This window comes from Rhodococcus sp. HM1, assembly GCF_023218075.1.
Taxonomy (GTDB): Bacteria; Actinomycetota; Actinomycetes; order Mycobacteriales; family Mycobacteriaceae; genus Rhodococcus.
The window spans coordinates 66,547-77,612 of record NZ_JALPTB010000027.1; the positions used below are offsets into that span (position 1 = coordinate 66,547).

Below are 11,066 nucleotides of genomic sequence, written 5' to 3' on the forward strand. Positions count from 1 at the left end.
ACAAAGGCACACGGGCGGCGGAGGCGCACGCGGGTTAGGATCCGACGATGAAATCGCCGATCCCCGACTATCTGCTCGAGGTCGTGGAGGCGTGCGGGACGGACAATCCCGGGGCGACCGCCGACTACATTCCCGAACTCGCCCAGGCCGATCCGGACCGGATCGCGGTGTGCCTGTCGACAATCGACGGGGTCGTGTACACCGCCGGGGACGCGGATGCCGAGTTCTCGATCCAGTCGATCTCGAAACCGTTCGTGTATGCGCTGGCCCTCGCCGATCACGGCGTCGACGCGGTGCTCGCTCGGGTCGGGGTCGAACCGAGCGGTGAGGCGTTCAACGAGTTGTCGCTCGAGAGCGGGTCCGGGCGGCCGCTCAATCCGATGATCAACGCCGGCGCCCTCACCGCCCACGCGCTCGTCGGTCCCGCGACCGCGACGACGGAGGGACGGTTCGAGCGGGTGCTGCGGGGCCTGTCCGCGTTCGCCGGGCGCGATCTCGCCGTCGACGAGTCGGTGTTCGACTCGGAGCTGGGCACCGCCTACCGCAATTCGGCGATCGCGAACATGCTGCGCAGCTACTCGGTGATCGACGGCGACCCGGCGGAGGTGGTGCGCGGATACACCCGGCAGTGCGCGATCACCGTCACCGTGCGCGACCTCGCGGTGATGGCGGCGACCCTCGCGAACGGCGGCGTCCAGCCACTCACCGGTCAGCGTGTCGTGTCCCGGACGGTGGTGCGGCAGGTGCTCAGCGTGATGATGACCTGCGGCATGTACGACGCGGCCGGCGACTGGATGTCGACGGTGGGGATTCCCGCCAAGAGCGGGGTCTCCGGTGGGGTGCTCGGCGCCCTGCCCGGTCAGGTCGGCATCGGCGCGTTCTCCCCGCGCCTGGACTCCCACGGCTCCAGCGTGCGCGGCGTCCGGATGTGCCGTCGGCTGTCGGACGACATGGGCCTGCACATCATGGACGGGCCGGAACCTGCCCGATCGGCCATCCGGCGCGACCGCCGGTTGCGGGGACCGGACGGCCACACCGTCCGGGTGTGCAGCCTGCAGGGCACCCTGCAGTTCAGCGGCGCCGAACTCGTGCTGCGCGCCCTGGCATCGGCGGAGGACGTGGAGCGGCTCGACGGCGTGGTCCTCGATCTGCGGCGGGTCCACTCGGTCGACGACGTCGCCGAGCGGATGCTCCGCGAGGCGCTACGGCGGCTGCGCCTGGACGGCCTGCGCGTCACGGTCGTCGACCCGGAACGGGTCCTCGACACGCACGCGCACACCCGCCGACCCGCCCGCGACGGAGACATCGCCGACGAATTCGCGCCGGACCTCGCGTCGTTCGACAACTTCGAGAGGGTGTGATCGTGCCCGACCTGCCGCTGCCGATGCCCGACCTGCACCTGCAGCACGACTACGCGAAGGCGCTCGCCGAGGCGGGACTCGACGCCACACCGACCGGTGACGTGGCGTGCCCCGATCCGGGAGCTCTGCTGGCGGCACGGCTGCCGGTGTTCGCGCTCGCCGCGGGCGCGGTCGCCGCATTCGCGCAGGCCGCGAACCGGGTGCGCGCGGCGGCCGGCGTGCGTCCACGCCCGGTGCGGCTCGATCCCGAGCGGATCGCCGCGTCCTTCTCCGGGGATCGGATGCTCCGGTTGTCGGGGACCCCGATCGACGGTTTCGCCGACCTGTCCGGCTTCTTCCGGGCCCGCGACGGATGGGTGCGCACGCATGCGAACTATCCGCACCACCGCGCCCGCCTGCTGCGTGCCCTGGACGTGCCCGCCGACGCGGGCCGGGAGCAGGTGGCCGACCGGATCCGCGGCCTGGACGCCGCCACGGTCGAGACCGCGGCGGTGGCGCACGACGCGATCGCGGTACGGGTGCGCGACGAGGCGCAGTGGCGGTCGTCCGAGCCGGGACGCGCGGTGGCCACGGAACCCCTCGTCGCGGTGACCCGCCGGGCCGACTTTGGGCGCGTGGCCGCGCCGGCACCGACGGAGGCGGCGCCGCTCGCGGGGGTACGCGTGCTCGACACGACCCGGGTCATCGCCGGCCCGGTCGCCTCCCGGGCGCTGGCGCTGCTCGGTGCGACGGTGCTGCGCATCGATCCGCCGCACCTGCCCGAGATCGAATGGCAGCACATCGAGAACGGCCAGGGGAAACGCAGCGCGTTGCTGGATCTGCGCGACCCCCGCGGGGCTGCGACATTCCGCGCGTTGCTCGCGGACGCCGACATCCTGCTCAGTGGTTATCGCCCCGGTGCGCTCGAGGCAATGATCGGCGATATCAGCGCGGTCCGTCCGGGCCTGATCCGGGGCCGGGTGTGCGCGTGGGGCACGACGGGACCGTGGGCGGGGCGCCGCGGGTTCGATTCGATCGTGCAGGCCGCCTCCGGGATCGCTGCCGTCGAGTCCGGCGGCGATGCACCCGGCGCGCTGCCCGCGCAGGCGCTCGATCACGCATCCGGCTACCTGCTCGCCGCCGGCGTCCTCGACGCCTACGCGGTCGGTGACGGCGTCGGTCGGGACGTGACGGTGTCGCTGGCCCGCACCTGAGCGTGGCTGCTCGACGCGCCCGGTCGCCGAACCGACGCGCCGCGGCCGGCCACCCCGAGCGTCGCCACCGTCGTGACCCACGGTGCGGTCACCGCGGCCCGGCCCGCCGTCGCCGACTACCCCGATCATCCGTTCCCGGCGCGCCCGTGGGGTGGGGATCCCCCGTCCTGGCCGATACTCCCGGAAACACGCTGACCTGCGAAGATATCCCCGAAATCGGGCAACCGGGACCAAGATCAACGAGCGGGCCCGCGGCCTATACCATGCAGCGGTGAATCGAACTCGACTTCTCGCCGTCCCCGTCGCACTCGCCTGCGCGCTGCTGCCCGCCTGCTCCTCCGAAGACTCCTCCTCCGACGCCACGTCCCCGGATTCGGCGTCCTCGGATTCGGGGTCGGAGTTCACCCCCGGCACCCTCGACGAGGACATCCTCGCCCGCTTCTCGAGCTGCGCGGACATCGAACCCGATGTCGCCGACTACATCGACGGGCTGCAGGCCGGCGCCGCGAGCGAGGCCGGCGAGAACGGCGCCTACTGCCAGTGGGAAAGCCCCGCGACCGGCTTCGACGCGATCCGCACCGTCGGCGTCATCCTCGAACCCGGCACCGGCACCGTCTACTCCGCCGACCAGATGGGCGGCTCCGGGCTGACCGTGATCTCCGACGCCGACATCGAGAAGGCCGGCGGCATCGCGTACACCCTCGAGCAGGAGATCGCCGTCGCCTCCGTCGCCGTGACCACGGTGACGCTGCCCGAGGTGTCGGTGACGATCACCGGCGGCAAATGGGCCGATCGCCCGGCCCTCGACGGACCCGCCTCGGTCGCCGTCGCAAAGGAACTGATCGGAATCTGATCCCCTGTCCCGGCCGGTTCGTGACCAGGTCAGGCGGTCGCGGCCCGGCCGGGGCTCGACACCGCGCTTTCGTCGACCGCGCGGGCGCCGACCGCGATGAGCACCTGGGCCGCGATGTAGGTGGACATGACGGCGAAGCCGGAGACGGACAGCTCGGTGAACGCCCCGAGTGCGATCAGCGCGTCCGAGACGACGAACAGCACCGCGCCGGTCGCCATCACCGAGGACACGCCGGTGGCGAGCACCGCCATCGTGGCGAGCAGCAGCCCGTACACGACGACCGGGACGAGCAGTGCGCCCGCGCCGGCCGCGCACACCGCGATCAGCGCGACGACGGCGACCACCGGGATCGCCAGCGCCCAGCGGCGCGTGTACAGGATGCTCGCCGACCGGTACGGTGCGAACGCCGCGATGTACACGATCTGCGCGCACAGGAAGAACCCGACCATCACCAGGAACGCGGTGTCCCCGTCGAACAGGTCGGGTGCGGCATCGCCCAGCCACGACAACCCGAGAGCGAGGAGCACGAGATTCACCAGTCGGGTGCGCGGCGCCGGGGCGGAGGCGGCCAGCGCGGCGGCGAGCAGCGGCATCAGGAACCACTGGGAGATGTCGGTGAACGCCGATTCCGGCGCCACCAGTTGCGCGAGGAGATGAAGGACGGCGACGGCCGCGAACGCCACCGAAGCAGCGGTCGCGGCCGGTCGTGTCGTCATTCGGTGCCGTCGAACGCGGCGAGCAGCCGCTGCGCGGCCAGCGCCGCGGTGAGCGACCCGTCGCGCACACCCTGCTCGACCTCGTCGCGGATCCTGTTGACCCGCGGGTTCGATTCGAGACGGCGCAGCAGCTGGTCGTGCACCATCGTCCAGGTCCAATCGACCTGCTGACGGCGGCGGTTCTCCTCGAACAGCCCCGCCGCGGTGAGCACCTCGCGGTGCTTCAGGACGGTGTCCCAGAACGTGTCCAGGCCCTGGCCCTCGAGACCACTCATCGTGATGACCGGCGGCTTCCAGATCGCGTCGTGCGGGTGCACCAGGCGCATCGCGCCGGCCAGCTCACGGGCAGCGACCCGCGCGTCGCGCTCGAAGTTGCCGTCCGCCTTGTTCACCGCGACGAGATCGGCGAGTTCGAGCACGCCCTTCTTGATGCCCTGCAGCTGATCGCCGGTGCGGGCCAGGGTCAGGAACGTGAAGCAGTCCACCATGTTCGCGACCGTCACCTCGGACTGACCGACACCGACGGTTTCGACGAGGATCACATCGAAACCGGCGGCCTCGAGCAGCACCATCGTCTCGCGGGTCGCCTTGGCGACACCGCCGAGCGTTCCGGCGGTCGGGGACGGACGGATGTAGGCGTTCCGTTCGACGGACAGGCGGGCCATGCGGGTCTTGTCCCCGAGGATCGACCCGCCGGTGCGCGTCGACGACGGGTCGACGGCGAGCACCGCCACCCGGTGGCCCTTGTCGAGCAGATACATGCCGAGCGAGTCGATGAACGTCGACTTCCCGACACCGGGAACACCCGTGATGCCCACCCGGATCGCGTTGCCCGCCTTCGGGAGCAGGCGCAGCAGCAACTGCTGCGCCTGCTCCCGATGGTCGTCGCGGGTGGACTCGACCAACGTGATCGCCTTGGCCAGGCCGGCTCGCCGATTGGCGAGCACGTCCTGTTCGAGCCGATCGAGATCGACCGGAGGTCGGCCCATCTGGGATCAGTCCTCCGAGCCGTGGCCGAGCTGCTCGGAGAGCTTGCCGAGCAGACCCACGGCCGCGTCGGCGATGACGGTGCCGGGCGGGAAGATCGCCGCGGCGCCGGCCTGGTACAGCTCGTCGAAGTCTCCCGGAGGGATGACGCCGCCGACCACGATCATGATGTCGGGGCGGCCCACCTCCGCGAGCGCCTCCCGAAGCGCGGGCACCAGCGTGAGGTGTCCCGCGGCCAACGACGACACGCCGATGACGTGCACATCGTTGTCGGCCGCCTGGTTGGCGACCTCTTCGGGGGTCTGGAACAGCGGTCCCACGTCGACGTCGAAGCCGAGGTCGGCGAAGGCGGTGGAGATCACCTTCTGTCCGCGGTCGTGACCGTCCTGGCCCATCTTCGCGACCAGGATGCGGGGACGACGTCCCTCGGCCTTCTCGAACTTCTCGACGAGTTCGGTTGCCGTGCTGATGTTGCCCGCCTTTCCGGCCTCGTCCCGGTACACACCGCTGATGGTGCGGATCTCGGCCTGGTGACGTCCGTAGACCTCTTCGAGCGCGTCGGAGATCTCGCCGACGGTCGCCTTGGCGCGGGCCGCGTCGATCGCGAGGGCGAGCAGGTTGTTCTCCATGCCGCCCTCGGTGGAGGCAGCGGCGCGGGTGAGCGCGGCCAGCGCGGCGCGGGTGGCGTCCTCGTCGCGTTCGGCGCGCAGCCGCTCGAGCTTGGCGATCTGCTCGGCGCGGACCTTCGAGTTCTCGACCTTGAGGACCTCGATCTGCTGGTCCTCGGCGACCTGGTACTTGTTCACACCGATCACCGGCTGGCGGCCGGAGTCGATGCGCGCCTGCGTGCGGGCCGCGGCCTCCTCGATGCGCAGCTTCGGGATGCCCTCGGAGATGGCCTGCGCCATGCCGCCGGCCTCCTCGACCTCGGCGATGTGGGCGCGGGCCCGGTTCGCGAGCTCGTGGGTGAGCCACTCGACGTAGTACGAGCCGCCCCACGGGTCGATCGGGCGAGTGGTGCCCGACTCCTGCTGCAGCAGCAGCTGGGTGTTGCGGGCGATGCGCGCGGAGAAGTCCGTCGGCAGCGCGAGGGCCTCGTCGAGCGCGTTGGTGTGCAGCGACTGGGTGTGACCCTGGGTCGCGGCCATCGCCTCGACGCAGGTGCGCGCGACGTTGTTGAACACGTCCTGCGCGGTCAGCGACCAGCCGGAGGTCTGCGAGTGGGTGCGCAGCGACTTCGACTTCGCGGACTTCGGGGAGAACTTCTCGACGAGTTCGCTCCACAGCAGGCGCCCGGCCCGCATCTTCGCGATCTCCATGTAGAAGTTCATGCCGATCGCCCAGAAGAACGACAGGCGCGGCGCGAACTTGTCGATGTCCATGCCCGCGTCGAGACCGGCGCGGATGTACTCGATGCCGTCGGCGAGCGTGTAGGCGAGCTCGAGGTCGGCGGTCGCGCCGGCTTCCTGGATGTGGTAGCCGGAGATCGAGATGGAGTTGAACCGCGGCATCTTCGCCGACGTGTACGCGAAGATGTCGGAGATGATCCGCATCGACGGCTTCGGCGGGTAGATGTACGTGTTGCGGACCATGAACTCCTTCAGAATGTCGTTCTGAATGGTTCCGGCCAGCTGCTCGGGCGCGACGCCCTGCTCCTCGGCGGCCACGACGTACAGCGCGAGGATCGGCAGCACCGCGCCGTTCATGGTCATCGACACCGACACCTGCGACAGGTCGATGCCGTCGAAGAGCTGCCGCATGTCGAGGATCGAGTCGATCGCGACACCGGCCATGCCGACGTCACCCTGCACGCGCGGGTGGTCCGAGTCGTAGCCGCGGTGGGTGGCCAGGTCGAACGCCACCGACAGGCCCTTCTGGCCGGCCGCGAGGTTGCGGCGGTAGAAGGCGTTGGATTCGGCGGCGGTGGAGAACCCGGCGTACTGGCGGATGGTCCACGGCTGGTTGACGTACATCGTCGGGTACGGGCCGCGCACGAACGGCTCGATGCCGGGGTAGCTGCCCAGCAGGTAACCGGCGGCCTCGACCGCGTCCCGGTCGGCCTTGGTGTAGACGGGCTTGACGTCGATGCCCTCGGGCGTCGACCACACCACGTCGTCGACGGTGTAGTTGTTCGCGGTCGCCACGGATTCGACGAGCGCGGCGGCCTGCTCCGGAGTCGGCGCGGACGGGGCCGGCGACGCCGGATCCGTCAGCGGGACATCGGCGAAGCTGCCGATCTTGTGTTCGATGCTCACTTACGCTCCCAGAGTGTTCAGCAGGTCGGTCAGCGCGGCGATCGCGTCGATCTTGGCGGTGAGGAACCCGTCCGGACGCGCCTCACCCTCCACGTCACCGACGGCCTTCTCCGGCCCGGCGAGCAGGACGGTGGAGATACCGGCGGCGCGCAGCGCGGCGGTCGCAGGACCGGCGTCCGCGTCGTACCGCTTGTCGGTGCCGCACAGGACGGCGACGGTCGCACCCGATTCGGCCACGGTGTGCGCGATCGTGTCGAGCGCGAGGGTGCCTGGGTTGACGGCCTCGATGCCGCCGGCGGCCAGCAGGTTCGTCGCGAACGTCGAGCGGATGTTGTGCTCGGCGATCGGTCCGAGCGGTGCGAGCAGCACCTTCGGACGGGCACCGTGTGCGGCCAGGTACGCGTCCGAGCGGTCGCGCAGGGCCTCGAACGGTGCGGCGTAGCGGGCCGCGAACGCACCGGCCTCGGCGACGTCGGCGGGCAGCGGCGTCTCGCCCAGGTTCGGGAACTCGTTGACGCCGGTCACCGAGGTGCGGCGGTGCGCGATGTCGGACTCGCGGCGGGCGCGGGTCGCGGCGATGCGCTCGGAGATCACTCCCGCGTCGAGCGCCGCGCGGTAACCACCGGCCGCCTCGATCTGCTGGAAGAACTCCCACGCCTTGCCGGCGACCTGAGCGGTGAGCTCCTCGATGTACCAGGAGCCGGCACCCGGGTCGAGCACCCGGCCCAGGTTGGACTCCTCGAGCAGCAGCAGCTGGGTGTTGCGGGCGATGCGCTCGGAGAACGCCTCGGACACGTCGAGCGCGCCGGCGGGCAGGGCGACGTCGAACGGCAGGACCGTGACCGAATCCGCGCCACCGACACCGGCACCGAACGCGGCCAGGGTGGTGCGCAGCATGTTCACCCACGGGTCGCGCTGGGTCATCATCGCGGCGGAGGTGACGGCGTGCTGCGGGGCGTTGCCCGCGTCGGCGGCCCCGACGACCTGGGCGATGCGGGCCCAGACCTGACGGCCGGCGCGGAACTTGGCGATGGTCTGGAACTGGTCGTCGGTGGCCGCGAGGCGGAACTCGATCTGACCGAGCGCGTTGGCGGCGGTCCGACCGGCGGCGACCAGTTCGCGCAGGTACTCCAGGCCGGCGGCGATCGCGGCGCCGAGCTCCTCGGCGTCGGAGGCGCCGGCGTTGTGGAACGCGGTGCCGTCGACGGTCACGGCCCGGACGGTCTCGGCGCGATCGGCGGCGGCCGTCGCCAGGGCGATCGCGTCGGCGACGGTGACGTCGGCACGGCCGGAGAATGCGCTGGTCAGCGGCGCGGCGCCGAGGCCGATCCGCACGGCGCCGCGGTCGGCGACGTCGGTGCGGGCGTCGAGCAGCGCGTACAGCGCCTCGGCGGCCGCGGCGGTGTCGGCACCGGCGTCGAGGGTGACCGGCGCGAGGTCGAGCAGCACCTTGTCCAGGACCGCGGGCAGGGCGTCGACGGGCAGGCCCGCCGCGCCGACCTGCAGCCAGAGTGCGCTGACGCCGTTCTCGAGGGCCGCGAGGATCCGCTCGTTGGCGGCGGCGGCGTCGCTGCCGCCGAACTGTGCGGACACGAGCCAGCCGGCGTTGACGTCGCGGGTGGCCGAGGCTCCGCGCACGTACGGGAACTCACCGGGCAGCGGCGCCTCGGGGCGCTCGTCGCGGACCCCGTAGAGCGGGTTGACGGTGATGTCGTCGTACGTGGTGGTCTCGAGCAGTCGCTGCGGCTCCGGTCCGAGTTCGGCGGGCTCGACGCGGCGGGACTTCGCGAGCACGCCGGCCACCGCGTTCTGCCACTGCGCATACGCGCGTGCGGCGTCCTCGGCTTCTGCAGCTAATGACACGTGCGGTTCCTCTCCTACGCTGCGGGATGTGGTGCAGGCTCGGTGTGATGCTGGTTCTCGGGCCATGGTGGGCCGTGGATACCTTAGGTGGGTTCTCGTGTGATGCTAGCCGCATACACGCCGCGGCTATTGTGGGGATCACCACAGATTCCCTAGCGATCGTTAACGGACTTGCGCAGGGAAATCTACCTTCCGCCTCCGCGCCGCCCGCAGGCACCGGTCGATTGCCGGGTCCGGGTATCGTGGTCGGTCGTGACGAGGCTCCTGACCGACCGCAGAATCCTCGGCATACTTGCCCTTCTCGTCGCGCTGGCCGCCGCGGCAATGCTGATCCCTCATCCCACGGTCGCGGAGATCCGCGGGTGGGCGGACACCGTGGGCCCGTCGTTCGTCCTCGTCTTCTTCCTGGTTCACACCGTCGTGACCATCGCCCCGGTGCCGCGCACCGTGTTCACCCTCAGCGCCGGCCTGTTGTTCGGCGCCGCCACCGGCATCGCCGTCTCGGTGGCTGCGACCACGGTCAGCGCGGTGCTCGCGTTGCTGTTGGTGCGGTGGATCGGCCGCGGGGCGGTCTCGTCGTATCTGACACATCCCGCGGCCAAGGCCGTGGATCTGCGGCTGGCGCGGCGCGGCTGGCTCGCGGTCGGATCGCTGCGCCTGATCGCGGCGGCCCCGTTCTCGGTGGTGAACTACTGCTGTGCGATCTCGTCGGTACGGCTCGTGCCGTACACGCTCGCCACGATCGTGGGCATCCTGCCGGGCACGATCGGGGTGGTGCTGCTCGGCGACGCGCTGACCGGACGCACGAACCCCGCCCTGATGGTGGTGACGGTGGTATGCCTGCTCGTCGGGGTCGTGGGACTGTGGCTCGAGGCGCGGTTGCCGGTGCCGGCCGGTTCCGCGCTCGATGCGATCGTCGATCCCGACGACGAGAAGTCGACAAGTCTCAGACCTTGATTTACTGAAGTCAAGGCTTCATTCTTGACCAATGTTCGTGTTGACGGTGGATCAACGCGGCAGCCGACGTGACATCGACCGGGTCGCGGCGCTGCTCGAGGAATTCCGCGACGCCGACCTGCTGCGCCCGTTCGAGCGCACCGCCGGCGACGAGGTGCAGGCGGTCGCGGACGACGCCGAGACCGTCGTGGATCTCGCCCTGGACCTGGTGCAGCGCGGCCACTGGAGTGTCGGGATCGGCGTCGGCGCGGTGGAGACGCCGCTGCCCGAGCAGACCCGCGCCGGACGCGGCCCCGCCTTCGAACACGCGCGGACCGCCGTCGAACGCGCCAAGAACGCACCCGGCAACCTCGCCGTCGACGGCACCGATCCCGACGCCGCGGCCGACGCCGACGCCGCCCTCACTCTGCTCGCGACGCTGGTGCTGCGCCGCACCGATCAGGGCCGGGAAGCGGTCGAACTCGCCCGCGCCGGACTCCCCCAGGCCCAGGTGGCACAGCGCCTGGGCATCAGCAAGCAGGCGGTGTCGCAGCGCCTGCACACTGCCGGATGGCAGGCCGAACAGGCTGGCCGAACCCTCGCCCGCCGCCTCCTCGAAAGGGCCGACCGTTGACCGTCGTCTCGCTGGTGTTGCTCGCCGTCGTCGCGCTCGCCCCGGTTCTGAGCCTGCGCTCGAACCTGCCGCCGTGGCTCGCGCCGGCGCTCTCGACGGCCGCGTTGATCGGGGCGGCCCTGGCCGCGTCGGCGACGACGGCGGTCCACGGCTTCGCCTACGCCGCCACCCTCGTGCTGACGATGCTCGCGGCGATCACCGGCGGCGGCCCGGCCGTCCTCGCCGCGTTCCGCATCGCCCGCCGCCAGCCCGACGCCGGCCCCGAACC

Annotated in this window: 8 protein-coding genes and 2 pseudogenes; 6 read left to right on the plus strand and 4 right to left on the minus strand. The window is 71.2% G+C overall.

Going from position 1 to position 11,066, the window contains the following annotated elements:
- The first annotated feature begins 47 nt into the window (after nt 1–47).
- The 3 genes and pseudogenes from M1M07_RS15715 (at nt 48) to M1M07_RS15725 (ending at nt 3,407) form a co-directional block, all read left to right on the plus strand.
- Nucleotides 48–1,361 (plus strand): glutaminase, encoded by a 1,314-nt coding sequence (locus tag M1M07_RS15715; RefSeq protein WP_197252282.1) that lies wholly within the window; start codon nt 48–50, stop codon nt 1,359–1,361.
- 23 nt (nt 1,362–1,384) lie between these two features.
- Nucleotides 1,385–2,749, plus strand: a pseudogene (locus M1M07_RS15720) (CoA transferase).
- A gap of 76 nt (nt 2,750–2,825) precedes the next feature.
- Nucleotides 2,826–3,407, plus strand: coding sequence for a hypothetical protein (locus M1M07_RS15725; protein ID WP_248674843.1), 582 nt, complete (start codon nt 2,826–2,828; stop codon nt 3,405–3,407).
- Between the two features lie 29 nt (nt 3,408–3,436).
- Here M1M07_RS15725 and M1M07_RS15730 read toward each other — a convergent pair whose 3' ends face one another.
- Genes M1M07_RS15730 through mutA form a run of 4 tightly spaced genes read right to left on the minus strand, consistent with a single transcriptional unit; the run spans nt 3,437 to nt 9,228 of the window.
- The gene (locus M1M07_RS15730) at nt 3,437–4,123 is read right to left on the minus strand and encodes a lysoplasmalogenase (protein WP_248674844.1); all 687 of its coding nucleotides are present in this window, start codon (nt 4,121–4,123) and stop codon (nt 3,437–3,439) included.
- Nucleotides 4,120–5,112: a methylmalonyl Co-A mutase-associated GTPase MeaB gene (meaB, locus tag M1M07_RS15735; RefSeq protein ID WP_197252279.1), complete on the minus strand. Its 993-nt coding sequence runs from the start codon at nt 5,110–5,112 to the stop codon at nt 4,120–4,122. The genes M1M07_RS15730 and meaB overlap by 4 nt, the downstream gene beginning before the upstream one ends.
- Nucleotides 5,113–5,118: 6 nt before the next feature.
- On the minus strand, nt 5,119–7,365 hold the full coding sequence (gene scpA / locus M1M07_RS15740; protein ID WP_197252278.1) for a methylmalonyl-CoA mutase: 2,247 nt from the start codon (nt 7,363–7,365) through the stop codon (nt 5,119–5,121).
- Nucleotides 7,366–9,228, minus strand: a complete 1,863-nt coding sequence (mutA, locus tag M1M07_RS15745; protein ID WP_197252277.1) for a methylmalonyl-CoA mutase small subunit — start codon at nt 9,226–9,228, stop codon at nt 7,366–7,368.
- A 252-nt stretch (nt 9,229–9,480) separates the two neighbouring features.
- Between mutA and M1M07_RS15750 the strand changes: the two genes are divergently transcribed.
- The 3 genes and pseudogenes from M1M07_RS15750 to M1M07_RS15760 all read left to right on the plus strand — a co-directional run.
- Nucleotides 9,481–10,185 (plus strand): TVP38/TMEM64 family protein, encoded by a 705-nt coding sequence (locus M1M07_RS15750; protein ID WP_248674845.1) that lies wholly within the window; start codon nt 9,481–9,483, stop codon nt 10,183–10,185.
- Between the two features lie 31 nt (nt 10,186–10,216).
- Nucleotides 10,217–10,798, plus strand: a complete 582-nt coding sequence (locus tag M1M07_RS15755) for a hypothetical protein (protein ID WP_197252276.1) — start codon at nt 10,217–10,219, stop codon at nt 10,796–10,798.
- A pseudogene (locus M1M07_RS15760) lies at nt 10,795–11,066 on the plus strand (hypothetical protein); the annotation flags it as partial. The gene M1M07_RS15755 and the pseudogene M1M07_RS15760, both read left to right, overlap by 4 nt.

Bases quoted from the DNA above. Each gene is read 5' to 3' on its own strand.
- M1M07_RS15715 (WP_197252282.1), top strand. From the start codon at position 48: ATGAAATCGCCGATCCCCGACTATCTGCTCGAGGTCGTGGAGGCGTGC.
- M1M07_RS15730 (WP_248674844.1), bottom strand. From the start codon at position 4,123: ATGACGACACGACCGGCCGCGACCGCTGCTTCGGTGGCGTTCGCGGCC.
- meaB (WP_197252279.1), bottom strand. From the start codon at position 5,112: ATGGGCCGACCTCCGGTCGATCTCGATCGGCTCGAACAGGACGTGCTC.
- M1M07_RS15755 (WP_197252276.1), top strand. From the start codon at position 10,217: ATGTTCGTGTTGACGGTGGATCAACGCGGCAGCCGACGTGACATCGAC.